The 18,064-nt window shown below is 58.1% G+C and carries 20 protein-coding genes and 1 riboswitch; of the genes, 15 read left to right on the top strand and 5 right to left on the bottom strand.

What is annotated here, in order from left to right:
• Nucleotides 1-106 precede the first annotated feature (106 nt).
• The 4 genes from AC2FJB_RS12340 to cysQ form a co-directional block, all read right to left on the bottom strand.
• Entirely contained in the window at nt 107-1,150 is a 1,044-nt protein-coding gene (locus AC2FJB_RS12340; RefSeq protein ID WP_254683744.1) for a glycosyltransferase family 2 protein, read from the bottom strand.
• Between the two features lie 7 nt (nt 1,151-1,157).
• Nucleotides 1,158-2,141 (bottom strand): UDP-glucose 4-epimerase GalE, encoded by a 984-nt coding sequence (gene galE / locus AC2FJB_RS12335; RefSeq protein ID WP_299899844.1) that lies wholly within the window; start codon nt 2,139-2,141, stop codon nt 1,158-1,160.
• A gap of 70 nt (nt 2,142-2,211) precedes the next feature.
• Entirely contained in the window at nt 2,212-3,012 is an 801-nt protein-coding gene (locus AC2FJB_RS12330) for a 3-deoxy-manno-octulosonate cytidylyltransferase (protein WP_496719004.1), read from the bottom strand.
• Entirely contained in the window at nt 3,012-3,809 is a 798-nt protein-coding gene (cysQ, locus tag AC2FJB_RS12325) for a 3'(2'),5'-bisphosphate nucleotidase CysQ (protein WP_496719005.1), read from the bottom strand. Before cysQ ends, AC2FJB_RS12330 begins: the two co-directional genes overlap by 1 nt.
• Nucleotides 3,810-3,931: 122 nt before the next feature.
• Between cysQ and AC2FJB_RS12320 the strand changes: the two genes are divergently transcribed.
• Complete coding sequence (locus tag AC2FJB_RS12320) at nt 3,932-4,756, top strand: ABC transporter permease (RefSeq protein ID WP_496673574.1); 825 nt, start codon at nt 3,932-3,934, stop codon at nt 4,754-4,756.
• Here AC2FJB_RS12320 and AC2FJB_RS12315 read toward each other — a convergent pair.
• The gene (locus AC2FJB_RS12315; protein ID WP_496719006.1) at nt 4,753-5,355 is read right to left on the bottom strand and encodes an alpha-ketoglutarate-dependent dioxygenase AlkB family protein; all 603 of its coding nucleotides are present in this window, start codon (nt 5,353-5,355) and stop codon (nt 4,753-4,755) included. The two genes, AC2FJB_RS12320 and AC2FJB_RS12315, sit on opposite strands and share 4 nt — an antisense overlap.
• Nucleotides 5,356-5,567: 212 nt before the next feature.
• On the opposite strand from AC2FJB_RS12315, the gene dnaK reads away from it, so the two are divergent.
• From dnaK to radC, 14 genes are all read left to right on the top strand, one after another.
• Nucleotides 5,568-7,475 carry a molecular chaperone DnaK gene (dnaK, locus tag AC2FJB_RS12310; protein WP_496719008.1) on the top strand — a complete coding sequence of 636 codons (1,908 nt, stop codon included), beginning with the start codon at nt 5,568-5,570 and terminating at the stop codon, nt 7,473-7,475.
• 181 nt (nt 7,476-7,656) lie between these two features.
• A complete protein-coding gene (locus tag AC2FJB_RS12305) occupies nt 7,657-8,370 on the top strand; it encodes an FkbM family methyltransferase (RefSeq protein ID WP_496818402.1) in 714 nt (237 codons plus the stop codon).
• 3 nt (nt 8,371-8,373) lie between these two features.
• On the top strand, nt 8,374-9,522 hold the full coding sequence (dnaJ, locus tag AC2FJB_RS12300) for a molecular chaperone DnaJ (RefSeq protein WP_496719010.1): 1,149 nt from the start codon (nt 8,374-8,376) through the stop codon (nt 9,520-9,522).
• A 240-nt stretch (nt 9,523-9,762) separates the two neighbouring features.
• Nucleotides 9,763-9,868, top strand: a riboswitch (TPP riboswitch).
• 44 nt (nt 9,869-9,912) lie between these two features.
• Entirely contained in the window at nt 9,913-10,716 is an 804-nt protein-coding gene (gene thiD / locus AC2FJB_RS12295; protein WP_496719011.1) for a bifunctional hydroxymethylpyrimidine kinase/phosphomethylpyrimidine kinase, read from the top strand.
• Nucleotides 10,713-11,690, top strand: a complete 978-nt coding sequence (locus AC2FJB_RS12290; RefSeq protein WP_496719012.1) for an FAD-dependent oxidoreductase — start codon at nt 10,713-10,715, stop codon at nt 11,688-11,690. Before thiD ends, AC2FJB_RS12290 begins: the two co-directional genes overlap by 4 nt.
• The gene (thiS, locus tag AC2FJB_RS12285) at nt 11,674-11,868 is read left to right on the top strand and encodes a sulfur carrier protein ThiS (RefSeq protein WP_117871347.1); all 195 of its coding nucleotides are present in this window, start codon (nt 11,674-11,676) and stop codon (nt 11,866-11,868) included. The genes AC2FJB_RS12290 and thiS overlap by 17 nt, the downstream gene beginning before the upstream one ends.
• A gap of 2 nt (nt 11,869-11,870) precedes the next feature.
• A complete protein-coding gene (locus AC2FJB_RS12280) occupies nt 11,871-12,635 on the top strand; it encodes a thiazole synthase (RefSeq protein ID WP_496719014.1) in 765 nt (254 codons plus the stop codon).
• Nucleotides 12,632-13,228, top strand: coding sequence for a thiamine phosphate synthase (locus AC2FJB_RS12275; RefSeq protein ID WP_496719015.1), 597 nt, complete (start codon nt 12,632-12,634; stop codon nt 13,226-13,228). Before AC2FJB_RS12280 ends, AC2FJB_RS12275 begins: the two co-directional genes overlap by 4 nt.
• Complete coding sequence (locus tag AC2FJB_RS12270) at nt 13,225-14,190, top strand: HesA/MoeB/ThiF family protein (RefSeq protein ID WP_496719016.1); 966 nt, start codon at nt 13,225-13,227, stop codon at nt 14,188-14,190. The genes AC2FJB_RS12275 and AC2FJB_RS12270 overlap by 4 nt, the downstream gene beginning before the upstream one ends.
• Nucleotides 14,191-14,210: 20 nt before the next feature.
• Entirely contained in the window at nt 14,211-15,146 is a 936-nt protein-coding gene (locus AC2FJB_RS12265; RefSeq protein ID WP_496719017.1) for an ABC transporter substrate-binding protein, read from the top strand.
• The gene (gene tenA / locus AC2FJB_RS12260) at nt 15,143-15,817 is read left to right on the top strand and encodes a thiaminase II (protein ID WP_496719018.1); all 675 of its coding nucleotides are present in this window, start codon (nt 15,143-15,145) and stop codon (nt 15,815-15,817) included. Before AC2FJB_RS12265 ends, tenA begins: the two co-directional genes overlap by 4 nt.
• Nucleotides 15,814-16,542 (top strand): ABC transporter ATP-binding protein, encoded by a 729-nt coding sequence (locus AC2FJB_RS12255; protein WP_299899871.1) that lies wholly within the window; start codon nt 15,814-15,816, stop codon nt 16,540-16,542. The genes tenA and AC2FJB_RS12255 overlap by 4 nt, the downstream gene beginning before the upstream one ends.
• Nucleotides 16,539-17,273, top strand: a complete 735-nt coding sequence (locus AC2FJB_RS12250) for an ABC transporter permease (RefSeq protein ID WP_117871362.1) — start codon at nt 16,539-16,541, stop codon at nt 17,271-17,273. Before AC2FJB_RS12255 ends, AC2FJB_RS12250 begins: the two co-directional genes overlap by 4 nt.
• A 35-nt stretch (nt 17,274-17,308) precedes the next feature.
• A complete protein-coding gene (gene radC, locus AC2FJB_RS12245) occupies nt 17,309-18,064 on the top strand; it encodes a RadC family protein (protein WP_496719019.1) in 756 nt (251 codons plus the stop codon).

Here is an 18,064-nt window from a genome sequence, read left to right as displayed (position 1 = left end):
TAACACGACATGGCGTTGCAGGTTTATGCCACTTTTGCATCTTCAGAGGCAACGACTTTAAAACCCGTAAATTGTAAACGTGCGGTTGATGCCCTTGTTTTCGTTTTCAATCCCAGCCTCCGCCACTCATCAGACCCAACTGTTCCAGCTGGCTCCATCCGGTGAAGCGCACCGATTGCGAGGTCCACATATCCGGCTGGTTGATTATTCCATCGTAGTATGGCCCGAATTGGTCCGGATCATGAAAATGCTGGCGTCGCTGCTTTTCGGTATTGGATTTCTCGATAACGTCCGGCAGGAACTTCGTGTGCAGCAACACGCCCGACGGGGCATCACCGCCCGGCCCATCATAGGTTTCGTTCAGATGGCGCGGCAGGGCGGAATGACAAGAGTTCACATAAGCATAGCGCCGCGACCAGCGCATCAGCGGGATCTTGTTCAGCGTTGGGGATCTTTGCCGTGTCTGCGTAAAGAACATCCGTTCCCGCGCGCCGCCCTGCACCCAAAGATTGCCCATCGGGCTTTGCCGTTGCGTACGATACGGTCCTGAATCGAACCAGCACAGCAGATTTGTGGGGTCGGTGTCCGGGTCATAAGCATTGTCGCCCAAAGGACCCTGGGGATAGAGGTCCAGCATCAGCGCCCCGAACCCGATCTGCCCGCGCCGGTCCAGCCAAGCTGTCAGGTCATGCAGGGACCGGGTGTCACAGTGGGCATAGACCAGCAGTTCATCCGCATCCACCATAAGGCACCAGTGGCGGTGGCCATAGCGCATCTGCAACCAGGTTAACCAGTCCAGGCCAAACCGCGATCCACGATAGCTGGTATGGGTTTTCCACACAGAGACATCCGGTTGATCCTGCAGATACTCGGACGATCCATCGTCACTGCCGTTGTCGACGATCAGAAAATGATCGACACCCAAAGCGCGATAGTGACGAAAGAACCACGGCAGGCGGATGATTTCATTGCGTAGGGTGACCAAAGCCAACACGTCACCGCCCTTGATCTCGGCCGTCCGATCCTTCTGGCAGGTCAATTGATGTCGGCTGCGCAGCGACCTCCAGAGCAGCCGCCGGCGTTTCCAGCGCAACCTGTACTGCCGTGCCCATCCGATCCGGGGAAGTGTCAAAGCAGTGCTGGATGTCACCGGGTCCTCATTTCTCGTAGTGGCCGTTCTGATGCCAGCGCCAGGCATCTGCGACCATCGTCTCTAACGTAGATCTTTTGGGCTTCCATCCCAGTTCGTTTTCAGCCCGCACAGAGCCGGATACCAGCTTGGTGCAATCTCCTGCCCGTCGAGGGCCCACAGTATATGGCACGGAACGGTTGGTGACGGACTTGGATTGCTCGATCACCTCAAGGACGGAAAACCCGGACCCGGTGCCCAGATTGAAGACTCGGCTGTCTTTGCTCTGTTCCAGCCAGCCCAGCCCCAGAATATGTGCATCTACCAGGTCACAAACATGTACATAGTCGCGGATACATGTGCCGTCGGGCGTGTCGTAATCCGTCCCAAAGACGGTAAGACCTTCCCGCTTGCCGTCAATCGCGTCCAACATCAGCGGAATCAGATGGGTTTCGGGTCGGTGAAACTCGCCCACATCCCCTTCAGGATCAGCGCCTGCAACGTTGAAATAGCGGAAGATGACATGGCGCAGCCCATGAGCCGCCTCGAAATCCTTGAGGATATCTTCGATCGCGCGTTTCGATGCTCCGTAGGCGTTCAGGGGATACTGCGCCGTGGATTCATCGAGTACCACATTGTCATGCTCACCATATGTGGCACATGTGGACGAAAACACGAAATCCAGACACCCGGCTGCAACCGCTGCTTCAATAAGCGTCAGCGAGCCTGTGACATTGTTCGACCAATACAGTCCGGGTTGACGCATGGCATCGCCAACCTGGCTGAGCGCCGCAAAATGCATCACTGCATCTGGTTTGTGTTTCGCGAAAACCTCATCCAGGCGGTCCCGATCCAAAAGGTCGCCCTGTTCAAAAGGGCCAAACTGTACCGCATCCTGCCAACCCGTGATCAGATTGTCGTAGGTCACAGGAAGATAGCCTGCCTGCGCAAGCGCCTTGCAGGCATGTGAGCCGATATACCCGGCACCACCGGTGACAAGAATTGTCTTCATGGCATATCCATCGGGGTTGGTTGAGGAACAGTTTCGGCAAGGGCGCCGTCAGAGTCATGGGGAAAAGACGTCACTCCAGCCCCATGGCTGCCATCATCTCTTCGATTTTGGGTACGTCCTGCGGGTTGTTCAGTTCCCAGAACTGACGGCCCCTTGCCTCGACCTCGACGCACAGAACCTTGCGCCCGTTTTCCATGAACCTGAGCTGTTCCAGGCCTTCCAGCTGTTCCAAAGGGCCGATTGGCCAACCCGGATACGCCGCCAGTGCATCGGGACGATAGGCGTAAACGCCGACATGGTGAAAAACGGGTGTCGCTTCATCGCCGGCGTATGTCTGGGACGTAAAGGGTACGACCTCTTTCGAGAAGTACATCGCACTGTGATCGCGTCCGAATACTGCCGTCGTGCCACCCACACGGTCATGCTTACGGTCGTTCAGAAGACTGTTCAACGCATTACCATCGCAGCGCAAAACAGGGGTCGCAACACCGGCATCCGGGGCCGCGCGCAGGCTGGACACCAGATCTTCGACAAACCAATGCGGTGTCAGCGGAGCGTCTCCTTGCAGGTTGACGACGATTTCATACCCGCCGCCCAGAACCTCATGCGCTTCGGCGCATCGTTCGGTGCCGTTTTGACAGCTTTCCGAGGTCATCACGACCTCGGCCCCAAAGCCCTCGGACACTTCACGAATTCGGTCATCATCCGTCGCAACAACTACGCGATCGACACCAGAGACCGACTTGGCTGCACGCCAGGACCGTTCGATCAATGTCATGGAATCGCCCTTCGCGCCGGTCAGAGGAACCAGAGGTTTGCCGGGATAGCGGGTCGAGGCGTAGCGGGCGGGGATGGCAATCAGAACAGACATCAGGCTTCCTTCAGTTCAACACCCGGAGCGTAGGCAATAAAGAACGGATTTGCATAGCCATCTTTGCCATAAACCAACGGGGTATGGTCGTCAAAACGCACAACCCGGCCACCGGCTCCGGCCAGTACTGCATGGCCCGCTGCCGTATCCCATTCCATCGTGCGTCCGACGCGCGGGTAAATATCCGCTTCGCCCGTGGCAACCAAACAGAACTTGAGTGACGAACCCGCGCTTTTGCTGTCCTTCACATGATATTTATTGATGTAGTCCTCGGTGGCCTGATCCCTGTGGGACTTCGACGCCACAACCAACAGCCCTGAATTGTCCGGTTCAGAGACTGATATGGGCGTCAAAGGACCTGTTACGTTTTTGTCGAAAGCGCCTGTTTCCTCTACCGCACGGCCATCAGCCAGCGTGAAGAACATACGACCCCGCGCCGGGGCATAGACGACACCCCGGGTCGGCACTCCGTTTTCGACAAGTGCGATGTTGACGGTAAAATCACCGCGACGGTTGATGAACTCCTTGGTGCCGTCCAGCGGGTCAACAATGAGAAAAGTGTCGCCTTTTTCAGAGTGCGAAGCGGCCTGTTCTTCGGTGACCAGAAGAATATCCGGGAATGCCGCAAGCAACCCTGCCGAAATCAATGCGTCAGCAGCTTCGTCTGCCTCGGTCACAGGGCTGGAGTCGGATTTGACTTTGACATCGAAATCATCCGCCTCGTAGATTTCCATGATCTTGTCGCCTGCCTCCAGAGCCAGTCGCCGGATGACGGGAATAAGCGCGTCGTAGGTCACAAAAAAGTTCCGTTCCTGTGGTTTGTTGATCCAAGCTCGCGATCGACTTATGATGCGGCGGTTACGGAACGGCAAGATATTCATGCCAGTTTAGAGGCGACGAAGCAGAAAAGACCCTTTGAATGTTCTATTTCAAGCGTAACCAAACGCTGCTGGGCAGCGCTTTCACGACGGCTGAGCTGGTGTTCCATGCCACCGTACGAAAGGTGCGCTCGCAACATCCGAATGCGATCGTCGCCATCCTGATAAATGTCCTGCAACTTGTGGTGATGGGAACCACTTTCTACCTGCTCATGTCACTGATGGGCCGGGGCGGAATTCCAAAGATCAGGGGCGAATTTCTGCTGTATGTTCTGTCCGGCGTGTTCCCCTTCATGCTGCATATCCAGTCAATAGGTGCGATTTCAGGGGTGGGGTCCGCGAACAATCCGATGATGCTCCATTCACCTATGAATGTGATGGTGACGATCCTGTCTGCGGCGCTCGGTATTCTTTACAAGCAATTGCTGGCCATGTTTGTGATCCTGTTCATCTACAGCGTCGCGGTCGCCCCGATCGAGGTGCAGGATCCCGGCGGTGCATTCGCGATGCTGATATTGGCCTGGTTTACCGGATGCGCCGTGGGCTTGGTGTTCATGGCGATGAAACCCTGGTTTCCGACAACCGTGGGAATGCTCACCAGTATCTATCGTCGCCTGAACATGGTGTTTTCGGGAAAGATGTTCGTTGCAAACACACTGGGAGGCGGATTGTTGATGATGTTCGCCTGGAACCCGCTGTTTCATATTATCGACCAGTGTCGGGGCTTCATTTTCCGAAACTATTTTCCACGAAACACAAGCTGGGAGTACGCATTGTGGGTTGGAATCGCCCTGCTGATGATCGGACTGATGGGTGAGTTTTTTACACGCCAGCATGTTTCACAGAGTTGGAACGCGCGGCGCTAACGTGCGACCCGCAGCGTCAAGTTGATCCGTCCGCCTTTTGGCAACAGCCGGGATGACCCGTATCTGATCCGGTCGACCCCGTGATAGGCCAGCCGTGCCGGGCCGCCCATGATCACCACGTCGCCCGAGCCCAGCCAGATCGACTCGGTCTTGCCGCCACGGGTCGTATTGCCGATCCGGAACAGGGCGTCATCGCCTAAGGAAACCGACAGAACCGGCCAGGAAAAATCTGCTTCGTCCTTGTCCTGATGCAGGCCCATTTTGGCGCCTTCCCCATAGTAGTTGATCAAACAGCAATCCGGTGCGCGCTCGGTGCCGACCAGGTCACGCCAGATATCAAGAATGGCGAGGGGAATTTCAGGCCAGACCCCGCCTTTCGGATGCTCGCCCTGATAGCGATAGCCCGCCTTGTCGGTCACCCATCCCAGATCCCCGGCCGAGGTCATTCGCACCGACATCTCTTTACCCGACGGCGTGACGGGTCGAAACAAGGGCGCAGCTTTCAGAATCGGTCGCAGGGCTGCGATCACCTGTGTCTGGGCGGTGGGAGCAAGATAGCCTTTTCTGATTTCGAACCCTCGCAAAATCACCCGCGTCATTCCGGAAACCCCAAACCTTTCCAATTCATTGCCAAAAAAGACATCAAATTCCCGAAAACCTGCGTTCTACGGTGCTTGCAGGCCCCTTGTCTCGCCCTTATATACGCCGGGACGCGCGATGGTAGTGCTGTCGCGCACATCAGATCGGGGGTGGGATGCCATAACGGGTCCGATCCTCGGGACATCGCCTTGAAGAGAAAGGGATTGCAAAAATGGGAAAAGTAATCGGGATTGACCTCGGAACCACAAACTCCTGTGTGGCCATCATGGAAGGCTCGCAGCCGAAGGTCATCGAAAACGCCGAAGGGGCGCGGACCACGCCTTCGATCGTCGCCTTCACCGAAGATGAGCGACTGGTCGGTCAGCCTGCAAAACGTCAGGCGGTCACCAACCCCGACAACACGATCTTTGGCGTCAAGCGTCTGATCGGTCGTCGTGTGGATGATGCAGAAGTCCAGAAGGACAAGAAAATGGTGCCGTACGCCATCGTGGATGGCGGCAACGGTGACGCGTGGGTGGAAGCCCGCGGTGAAAAATACTCCCCAAGCCAGATTTCGGCCTTCACTCTGGGCAAGATGAAGGAAACCGCCGAGAGCTATCTGGGTGAAGAAGTCACGCAGGCGGTCATCACCGTTCCCGCGTATTTCAATGACGCCCAGCGTCAGGCCACCAAAGACGCAGGCAAAATCGCCGGTCTGGAAGTGCTGCGGATCATCAACGAACCGACAGCCGCCGCGCTGGCCTATGGTCTGGACAAAGAAGAAACCCAAACCATCGCGGTTTACGACCTTGGTGGTGGTACGTTCGACGTGACCATTCTGGAAATCGACGACGGGCTGTTCGAGGTCAAATCGACCAATGGCGACACCTTCTTGGGTGGTGAAGACTTTGACATGCGCATCGTCAACTACCTGGCGGATGAGTTCAAAAAGGAACACGGTGTCGATCTGTCCAGCGACAAGATGGCCCTGCAGCGTCTGAAAGAAGCCGCTGAAAAAGCCAAGATCGAACTGTCCTCGACCTCGCAGACCGAGATCAACCAGCCGTTCATCTCGATGGGCGCCAACGGTCAGCCGCTGCACATGGTCATGAAACTGACCCGTGCCAAGCTGGAATCGCTGGTCGGCGATCTGATCAAGAAGTCGATGAAACCCTGTCAGGCAGCATTGAAAGACGCCGGCCTGTCGGCGGGCGACATTGATGAGGTTGTTCTGGTCGGCGGTATGACCCGCATGCCCAAGGTGATCGAAGAGGTCACCAAATTCTTCGGTAAAGAGCCCCACAAAGGCGTGAACCCGGACGAAGTTGTTGCCATGGGCGCCGCCATTCAGGCCGGTGTTCTGCAGGGCGACGTCAAAGACGTGGTGCTGCTGGACGTAACCCCGCTTTCGCTGGGTATCGAGACGCTGGGTGGCGTGTTCACCCGCCTGATCGACCGCAACACCACGATCCCGACGAAAAAGTCTCAGGTCTTCTCGACCGCCGAGGACAATCAGAACGCCGTGACCATCCGCTGTTTCCAGGGTGAGCGCGAAATGGCTGCGGACAACAAGATCCTGGGTCAGTTCAACCTTGAAGATATCCCGCCCGCACCGCGCGGAATGCCTCAGATCGAGGTGACTTTTGACATCGACGCCAACGGCATTGTCTCGGTTTCGGCCAAGGACAAAGGCACCGGTAAAGAGCAGAAGATCACCATCCAGGCATCGGGTGGTCTGTCGGACGAAGATATCGACAAGATGGTCAAGGACGCCGAAGAGAACGCCGAGGCGGACAAGGAACGCCGCGAGCTGATCGAGGCGAAGAACCAGGCGGAAAGCCTCATCCACTCGACCGAGAAGTCGATGGAAGAGCATGCCGACAAGGTCGACCCGACCACGATCGAAGCCATCGAGCTGGCGATCGCCGCGCTGAAGGACGAGCTGGAAACCGAAAATGCCGACAAGATCAAGTCGGGTATCCAGAACGTCACCGAAGCAGCCATGAAGCTGGGCGAAGCCATCTATAAGGCGCAGGCCGAAGAAGGCGAAGAGGAACCTGCTGCCGCTGACGCCACACCAGGTGACGATGACATCGTCGACGCCGAGTTCGAAGATCTCGACGACAACAAGCGCGCCTGACCAGTTGCTCGGTTTCCGGCGGGCCCATTCAGGGCCCGCCGGAACGGTCTTCACCATGCAGCACGCGTCTCCGAAACCTCCATCTGGCACCTACGCTCTCTCAACTCGGGTGGAAAGATTGCGCCGGTGGTCTGAAGGCATGCCGCGTCAATGGATGTCGTCCGGAATTCGAATGGTATTGATGGCTTCTCAGCGAGAGCCTTACGATGTTGAGGTGTTCGGCGGGCAGAAATGCCGATTGTACCCTTCAGACAACTGGGCCGAACGTCGAGTCATAACCGGATCGCAATTCTTTGATCTGGATGAGCGTCAATCACTGGCCAACCATATATCGCAGGGCTCTGGTGATTATGTCTTTGTCGACGCTGGTGCGAATGTCGGGCTTTACACCCTGTGGGTCAGATCAGTTGCGCAGAAGTTTGGGCGCAACCTAAGGGCTCTGGCTGTTGAGCCGGATCCGGTCAACAAGGCCCGTCTCGGTACCAATCAAGCCAGTGAAGTCACTCATTGCGATAAAGCACTGTCTGACAAACCGGGTAAGGTGTGGTTCGAGTCTGCGAATCTCGGTGACAGGGGGCACGCCAAAGTTGCCGAGTCGGGCGATCTGTGCGTTCAGGCGGTTCCGTTGCTGGACGCCATACGCGATGCCCGGCTGACCAGGGTTGATGCGATGAAAATGGATATTGAAGGCCAGGAAACCCGCGTATTGCGCGCTTTTTTTGAAGATGCCCCGCGGGAGATCTGGCCTGAAGTGCTGCTGATAGAAATCAAGCATTCGGACGATGGGCTTGACCAGATCTTGAATAAGGCAGGTTACGTGGCCAGTTTTGCAAACAACACCAACGGCGTGTACAGACTCAATGAAAGCACCGCGTCCGGCGGCACGAAGGAATAACAAATGTCAAAGCGCGACTACTATGAAGTGCTCGGCGTGTCCAAGGGCGCTTCGGCGGACGAGATCAAGAAGGGTTTTCGCAGGAAAGCCAAAGAGCTGCATCCTGACCGCAACAAGGACAACCCGGATGCTGAGGCGCAGTTCAAGGAAGCCAACGAGGCTTACGATGTTCTGCGTGATGCCGAAAAAAAGGCTGCTTATGATCGCTTTGGTCATGCTGCTTTTGAAAACGGCATGGGCGGAGGTGGTCGCCCAGGTGGCGGCTTTGGCGGGCAAGGCGATTTCTCCAGTGCATTCTCGGATGTGTTTGACGACCTATTCGGTGATTTCATGGGTAGTCAACGGGGTGGCGGCGGGCGTCGCGCCGCGCGCGGCTCGGACCTGCGCTTCAACCTGCGTGTGACGCTGGAAGAGGCATTCTCTGGCCTGCAAAAAACCGTAAATGTGCCAACGGCTGTGGCGTGTTCGTCTTGCGACGGCACGGGGGCCGAAGGTGGCGTTGAGCCCACTTCCTGCCCCACCTGTTCAGGCATGGGGAAAGTACGGGCACAACAGGGCTTCTTTACGGTGGAACGAACCTGCCCGACCTGTTCGGGACTGGGTCAGATCATCAAGAACCCTTGTAAATCCTGTCAGGGGGCTGGCCGGGTCGAAAAAGACCGTGCTTTGTCGGTGAACATCCCTGCTGGTGTCGAAACCGGAACGCGCATTCGCCTGGCGGGCGAAGGTGAGGCCGGACTGCGTGGTGGTCCTCCGGGCGATCTGTACATTTTCGTGGAAGTATCCGAGCACAAACTGTTCGAACGTGACAGCGTCAATCTCTATTGCCGCGTGCCGGTCAGCATGGCAAAGGCGGCGTTGGGCGGATCGATCGAGGTTCCGACCATCGATGGCGGCCGCGGCCGCGTTCAGATTCCAGCCGGAAGCCAGTCGGGTCGGCAAATGCGCCTGCGCGGAAAAGGCATGCCAGCGCTGCGCGGCGGTGGCGTTGGCGACATGTTCATTGAACTGGCCGTGGAAACCCCGGTCAACCTGACCAGCCGCCAGAAAGAGCTGCTGCGCGAGTTTGATGATCTGGGCGAAGACAACCATCCGGAATCAAAAAGCTTTTTCTCATCCGTCAAATCCTTCTGGGACGGAATGAAAGGCTGAGATCGTGCACTGATGGGGGCTCTGCCCCCACAGCCTTAGGGCGATTCCCCCGGGGATATTGATGGCCAGATGAAGCAAGGGACCCGTTCTTCATCTGGCTAAAAATATCCCGGAGCGCGAGGGGGAGCCTCGCTGGACACTTTTATTCTCATAATGTTTTGGCCTTAGCAGAAAGCTGAAAGTGGCAATACGTCTTGGAAATTGAGTCTTGATTCTGATCCTCGACCCTGAGATTGTCCGCCTCAACCGTTGGGGTGCCCTGTAACAGGGCTGAGAGGCGCAATCGCGTTAACCCATCGAACCTGATCCGGGCAATTCCGGCGTAGGGAACGGTCTCTTGAACACAGACGTTTTCCTTACCCCGTTGCCCAAAGAAGATGGAGCAACGACATGGCGGCAATTGCCCTGACCATAGCAGGATCTGATAGCGGCGGTGGCGCGGGCATTCAGGCCGACCTAAAGGCTATGTCAGCGCTGGGTGTTTTTGGGGCGAGTGTCATCACCGCCGTGACCGCGCAGAACACGCAAGCTGTCACCGCGGTGCATGGGATTCCACTGGACGTAATTGCTGCCCAAATTGAGACGGTTCTGAGTGATCTGGACGTCAGGGCCGTCAAAATCGGCATGCTCGCGACACCTGAGATCATTCATACAGTCGCCAGGGGTTTAGCGGGGTTTGAAGGTCCTGTCGTTCTTGATCCGGTTATGATCGCCAAATCCGGCGATGCCCTGCTGGCGAAAGAGGCGGTCCGGACGCTACGCGATGTGTTGTTGCCAATGGCGACGGTTCTCACGCCAAATCTGCCTGAGGCGGCGTGTCTGCTGAACACGCAATCGGCGGAAACCCCGGAAGAGATGGCCGAACAGGGCCAGGCATTGTGCGCCTTGGGTGCGGATGCAGTAGTTATGAAAGGCGGACACGGGTCGGGTGATATCTGCCACGATATGCTGATTGATCCTTCGGGTACCGTGGCCGAGTTTCAGGCCCCGCGTCAGGATACGAAAAACACCCATGGGACAGGGTGTACTTTGTCGTCGTCCATCACGGCCGGTTTGGCTAATGGGTTGGCCCTGAGGGACGCGGTTGCGCAGGCGCATGACTATCTGCAAGGGGCCATCGCGCGCGCGGATGAGTTGAATGTCGGCGCTGGGCACGGCCCGGTGCATCATTTCCACCGGGTTTGGCCCTCGTGACGCTTTGGTCTGTCATAGGAGCAGGGGTTGCCGGTCTTGCCGTTGCCAGCGAACTGGCGTCGCGCGGTGCGAAAGTGCAGATATTCGACCCCGGCGGGCCACCGGGCCCGCATGGCTGTTCGTGGTGGGCCGGGGGAATGCTGGCACCGTGGTGCGAATATGAAAACGCGGAAGAACCGGTGCTGCGCCTGGGGCAGTCTGCGATCGAATGGTGGGCCCAACGCACCAAGGTGACCCAGCGGGGAACGCTTGTTGTCGCGAGCGCCCGTGATGTGCCGGACCTGCACCGCTTCGCGCGTCGAACAAAAGAGTTCACAATGGTCAAACGGGCAAAAATATCCGAATTAGAGCCTGATCTGGCGGGGTTTGGCCAGGGCCTGTTCTTCGAACACGAAGCCCATGTCGATCCGCGCCAGGCGCTGCGCGATCTGCATCGTCAATTGCTAAGCCAGGGCGTGGAGCTCCACCGGAAACTGGCACCTGCCCAGTTGGAAAATGCCATTGACTGCCGTGGTCTTCACGCGCGCGAATACCTGCATGATCTGCGCGGCGTGAAGGGCGAGATGTTGGTTATTCGATGCCCTGACGTGGAACTGACACGCCCGGTTCGATTGCTGCACCCGCGGATGCCGCTCTATATCGTTCCGCGCGGCGACGGCGTCTATATGTTGGGTGCGACCATGATCGAATCCGAGGATAGCGGTCGTATCACCGCCCGTTCGATGCTGGAACTGCTCAGCGCAGCCTATGCCGTGAACCCGGCTTTTGGCGAAGCTGAAGTTTTGGAGATAGGCGTCGATCTGCGCCCCGCCTTCCCTGACAACTTGCCGCGTATCCGACGTTTGGGCCGGACGATCTATGCCAACGGGCTCTATCGCCACGGGTATCTGCTGGCACCGGCACTGGCGCGGGGCGTTGCGGATCTGGCGCTGGACAACACACATTCGGAGATGGTCGATGAAGATCGTGCTTAACGGCGAGGCGCGCGAGGTGCACGCCGAAACCCTGTCGGAATTGTTGGAAGAATGCGGTTTCTCGGGTCGTGTGGCGACCGCCGTGAACGAAGATTTCGTGCCCTCAAGCCTGCGCATCGCTCACAAACTGGCTGAAGGCGACCGGGTTGAAGTTGTCGCTCCGATGCAGGGGGGCTGAAGATGAAGACGTTTTACGGCACTGAACTGCCCAACCCGCTGATGCTGGGCACGGCGCAATATCCAAGCCCGGCCATTCTGGAAAACGCCTTCCGCGAAAGCGGCGCAGGCGTTGCGACGGTTTCCCTTCGGCGCGAAGCGGGTGCGGGCCAGACCTTTTGGAACATGATCCGCGACTTGGGTGTACGCATCCTGCCCAACACCGCCGGTTGCCATACGGTGAAAGAGGCCGTGACGACCGCCCATATGGCCCGCGAAGTGTTTGAGACCCGATGGATCAAGCTGGAACTCATCGGACACACGGACAGCCTGCAACCAGACGTCTTCCAACTGGTCGAAGCCGCGCGCATTCTGACCGAGGACGGGTTTCAGGTTTTTCCATACACCACCGATGACCTGATCGTGGGGGAACGCCTGCTTGAAGCGGGGTGCGAGGTGCTGATGCCCTGGGGTGCGCCTATCGGGTCCGGGCGTGGTTTGAACAACGAATATGCCCTACGCGCGATGCGGGCCGAGTTTTCTGACATACCCCTGGTCGTGGATGCCGGTATCGGCTTGCCCAGCCACGCGGCCCACGCGATGGAACTGGGCTATGACGCGGTTCTGCTCAACACCGCTGTGGCCCGCGCCGGAGATCCTGTTGTGATGGCCAGAGCGATGGCGCAGGCAACCCTTGCCGGGCAGTTGGCCCATCAGGCAGACCCGATCGAGGCGCGCGATATGGCTGAACCTTCCACTCCCGTTGTTGGAAAGGCATTCCTGTCATGACGCTGGACCGTTTCTATCCAATCTTTGATCACTCGGACTGGCTGCGGCGGATGCTGCCGCTGGGCGTGAAACTGGTGCAGCTGCGCGTCAAGGATCAGCCATACGATGTGGTGCGCGACCAGATTGCAGTCTCCCGCGATCTGTGCCGCGACCATGGGGCGGTTCTGGTTATCAATGACTATTGGCAGCACGCGATCGATCTGGGTTGCGACTGGATTCATCTGGGACAGGAAGATCTGGACGATGCAGACCTGAAAGCCATTCGAAAAGCGGGTCTGAAACTGGGTGTTTCCACCCATGACGATGATGAGCTTGAGCGTGTACTGGCCATGGATCCCGACTACGTGGCCCTGGGTCCAGTCTACCCCACCATTCTGAAGAGGATGAAATGGCATCAGCAGGGCCTGCCCCGCGTAACGGAATGGAAGGTGCGGGTCGGTGGTATTCCTTTGGTTGGTATTGGTGGGATGAGTGTTGAGCGCGCGGCAGGTGTGCTGGAGGCCGGGGCGGACATTGTCTCGGCGGTCACGGACATCACACTGAATGCCGACCCCGAAGCCCGGCTGCGTGCGTGGATCGAGGTCACACGATGAGCCGATATGCCCGCCAGACGCTTCTGCCAGAAGTTGGGGCGCAAGGGCAGGCACGTCTGTCAGCGGCCCGTGTTCTGGTCGTCGGTGCGGGCGGCCTTGCTGCACCGGTTCTGCCGCTTTTGGCGGGGGCCGGGGTCGGACAAGTAACGATACTGGATGGTGACACCGTCGATCTGTCGAACCTGCACCGTCAAACGTTTTTCTCCGAGGCCGATTGCGGGCAATCCAAGGCGGAAACCGCCGCCGCCCGTTGTCGCGCGCTGAATGGTGAAACTGATGTCACCGGTTTGAATCAGGTTCTGACTGGCGAGAACGCGCCTGAAATGGTCTCGCGAGCTGATATCATCCTGGATTGCGCTGACAGCTACGCGGCCAGCTACATCCTGTCGGATACTTGTCAGGCGCAAGGCAAGCCTTTGATCAGTGCCTCGGTTCTGGGGCTTTCGGGTTATGTGGGTGGGTTCTGCGGTGGGGGCCCGTCCCTGCGCGCTGTCTTTCCCGATGCGCCGGACAGTGGCGCCAGCTGCGCCACTGCGGGGGTTCTGGGCCCCGTGGTTGGCGTGATCGGGGCGATGCAAGCGCAGATGGCGCTTAACGTGATCATTGGGCTTGATCCCTCGCCCCTTGGGCAGTTGGTTCAATATGACGCAAGAACCCTGCGTAGCACCGGGTTTCGCTTTGATGATGCACCCGAGCCCGACAGCTGCTTTCGCTTTCTGTCCACAAGCCAGCTGAAGGACACGGATCAAATATTCGAGCTACGCAGTTCGCAGGAAGCGCCCGTACCCGCCCATTCGAACGCGACGCGCATATCACCGGATAACTTACATGAAATAGACCCTAACAAAGGAAAACGGCTGGTGATTTGCTGTGCCACTGGTCTGCGTGCATGGCGCGCCGCCGAACAGATTAAACCAGATTGGCCGGGCGAGATTGTCCTCGTCGCGGCTTCAACCTCATGAAGAAAAAGGAAACGCGAGACATGAAAAAGCTGATGACAGCCATCGCCCTTCTGGCCGCCGCGCCAGCATGGGCCGAAGACCAGATGACCGTCCTGCTGGACTGGTTCATCAACCCTGACCATGGTCCCATCATTGTGGCGCAGGAAAACGGCTATTTTGCCGAACAGGGGCTTGAGGTCGAGATCGTTCCGCCCGCCGACCCGTCCGCCCCGCCACGCTTGGTGGCTGCCGGTCAGGCTGATCTGGCAGTGTCTTACCAACCGCAATTGCACCTGCAGATTCACGAGGGTTTGCCCTTGAAGCGCGTTGGAACACTGGTCGCAACACCACTGAACTGTCTTCTGGTGCTGGAAGACGGGCCAATCAAGTCGCCGGCCGACCTCAAGGGTAAAAAAATCGGGTTCTCGGTTGCAGGGGTGGAAGAAGCCATCCTTGGTACCGTTCTGGGCAAATATGGTGTTGCTCTGGACGATGTTGAACTGATCAACGTCAACTTTTCCCTCTCGCCGTCGCTGATGACCGGTCAGGTGGATGCGGTCATTGGCGCATATCGCAACTTCGAGCTAAACCAGATGGATATCGAAGGTCGTCCCGGCACCTGCTTCTACATCGAGGAAGAGGGCGTTCCGTCTTATGACGAACTGATCTATGTCGCCAACCCGGATACGATGGACAAGGACAAGATTGCCAGGTTCCTCGCCGCGACAGAAAAAGCGACTCAATATATCGTCAACAATCCGGAGAAAAGCTGGGAGCTCTTTGCGGCCACCTCGCCCGAACTTCAGGACGAGCTGAATGCCCGCGCCTGGGTTGATACACTGCCGCGCTTTGCACTGCGTCCGGCAGGTTTTGATGCCGGTCGTTATGCTCAGTTCGAAACCTTCCTGAACGAAAGCGGGATGATCGACAGCGTCCTTCCGGTCAGTGACATCACCATCGACGTGACCGCGCAATGAGCAACTATGGCAAAGCCTTTGCGCTGATGCGTGATGCTGCGGCGGGGCCGTGGCGGGATTATACCCGCCACGCCTTCGTGGAGGGCATGAAAGATGGAACGCTGCCGCGCGAGGCGTTTCTGCACTACCTGCGGCAGGATTATGTGTTCCTTATCCACTTCAGCCGCGCGTGGGCCTTGGCGGTGGTGAAATCGGAAACGCATGAAGAAATGCTTGCCGCATCGCGAACCGTGAACGGTTTGATCAGCGAAGAGATGAAACTGCATATCGGTATCTGCGCGGCAGAAGGCATCTCGCAGGCTGAGCTGTTTGCCACACCGGAGCGTCACGAGAATCTGGCCTATACCCGTTATGTCCTGGAAGCAGGCTACAGCGGAGACCTTCTGGATCTGCTGGCGGCGCTTGTTCCTTGCGTCATGGGATATGGTGAGATCGGTACGCGTCTGTCCGCTGAAGCAACTTCGGGGACATATCGCGGCTGGATCGACACTTATGCTGGCGAAGACTACCAAGACGCATGTGCGGCGGTCGGCGAGTTGCTGGATCAGGCTCTAACAAGACGCATTGGGGCAGATTTTCAGGATTCGCCACGCTGGGATCGACTGTGCCAGACCTTCCGCAAGGCGACAGAGCTTGAGGTTGACTTCTGGCAGATGGGTTTGACGCCATGACCCCTGCGCCCGATCTGACCATCAGCGGTACCGCCACGATCGACGGCGCGACCCTGTTTGCGCCGCTGTCCCTGACCCTTGGGGCCGGGGCGTGGACGTGCCTGCTGGGCGGTTCGGGCGTGGGAAAAACCACAATTCTGCGGTTGATTGCCGGGCTCGAGACCGGGGCGGTTTTTGCTGGTCGAATCACGGCCAGTGATGGCTTTCCGGTATCTGGGCGTGTCTCATACATGGCTCAGGATGATCTTCTGTTGCCCTGGGCAACCGTCGCGCAGAATGTCTCTCTGGGCGCGCGTTTGCGTGGTGAAACCGTTGATCTTGATCGACGCGACCGCCTTATCGAACGTATGCGGCTGCAGGATCACATGAACAAGAAGCCCAACGCGTTGTCCGGTGGGCAACGCCAGCGTGTCGCTTTGGCCCGGACCTTGATGGAAGATCGCCCCGTTGTTTTGCTGGACGAGCCCTTTTCGGCGCTCGATGCCCGCACCCGCGCTGACATGCAGGAACTGGCCGCCGAAGCTTTGAACGGCCGCACCGTACTTCTTGTGACACATGATCCGGCGGAAGCTGCGCGTTTGGGGCAATCCATCGTAGTGATGACGGAACACGGATTGACGCCCTGCGATCCGCCGCACGCCCCGGCCCCGCGCAGCGTGGACGACTTGGAGACATTGGAAACCCAAGGTGCCTTGCTGCGTCTTCTCCGTGAGGGCGCGGCATGAAGTATTTTTCTGCATTGGCCGCAACTTTGTTTGCTTTGTTGATCTGGCAGGGCATCGTGACCCTGACCGGATTGCCAAAATTCATCCTGCCTGGGCCTGCCGTGGTGGCCGAGACCTGGTGGCAGAACCGCTGGGTGATAGCGGAACATACCTGGATCACGGCGATCGAAGTGGTTATCGGTATGGCGTGCGGGACGCTGCTGGGTGTAGTCACCGCGTTGCAGTTGGCAAACTCTCGGGCGGCGCGGGTGCTGGTACAGCCGATGCTCGTGTTTACGCAGGCTCTGCCGGTTTTCGCATTGGCGCCGTTGCTGACACTGTGGCTGGGCTACGGGCTCTGGTCCAAGGTCGCCATGGCAGTGCTGATCATCTATTTCCCGATCACCTCGTCTTTCTTCGACGGGCTTATGCGCACCCCTTCGGGGTATCTGGATCTGGCCCGAACGATGCAGGCCAGCAAGCGCGCCGTATTGTGGCATATCCGTATTCCGGCCGCTCTGCCGTCGCTGGCGTCGGGGATGCGGCTGGCGGCGGTGTATGCTCCGATTGGGGCAGTGATCGGTGAATGGGTCGGCTCGTCGCAGGGGCTGGGCTATCTGATGCTGCTGGCCAATGGGCGGGCCAAGACCGATCTCATGTTTGCCGCGATGCTGACGCTGGGTGTGTTCTCGATCCTTCTGCACATGATTGTCCGCCGGGCCACGGCACGCATGGCAGGTGAGATGCGTTAACCAATCAGAAACCGATTCTGGGTCAGGGTGAGGTTATGACACAGGACGCCTTTGCCGAAGCCCCGATGCTGTTTGATACGGACGAAGCGCCGGCGCAGCCGCTGCCCTCTGGTCGTTTACCCTCCTACATCAAAGACCACCGCAGGCGACTGCGTGAACGGTTCATGGCGGGTGGGTCGGCCGCAATGCCGGATTATGAGCTGCTGGAGCTGGTCCTGTTCCGGTCCATTCCCCGGCAGGATGTGAAGCCACTGGCACGGGCGTTGATGGATACCTTTGGTGATTTCAATCGTGTCCTGACCGCGCCCGAGGAACGGCTGCGTCAGATCAAGGGCGTTGGGGATACTATAATCACAGACTTGAAGATCCTTGAGGCCTGTGCCCACCGGATGGCCCGCGCCCGAGTGATGCAGCGGCATGTGATCTCGGGCTGGGACGCGCTGCTGGATTACTGTCACACCACGATGGCGCATCGTGAGATCGAACAGTTCCGCGTGTTCTATCTGGATCGCAAGAACGTAATGATCGCGGATGAGGAACAGGCCAAGGGCACTGTGGATCATGTGCCGGTGTACCCGCGCGAGGTCGCGAAAAGGGCGCTCGAGCTGAATGCCTCGGCCCTGATTCTGGTGCACAACCACCCGTCGGGTGATCCGACGCCCTCGCAATCGGATATCGACATGACCAACCGTATTCAGGATGCCTGTTCGGCGTTGGGCCTGACCCTGCACGACCACCTGATCATAGGAAAATCGACCGAGTTGAGCTTTCGTGCGGAAGGGTATTTGTAA

The sequence above is a fragment of the Ruegeria sp. CDSC085 genome (genome assembly GCF_059610465.1).
Note: the sequence above shows the minus strand (reverse complement) of the source record. Positions and strands in the feature narration are given on the sequence as shown.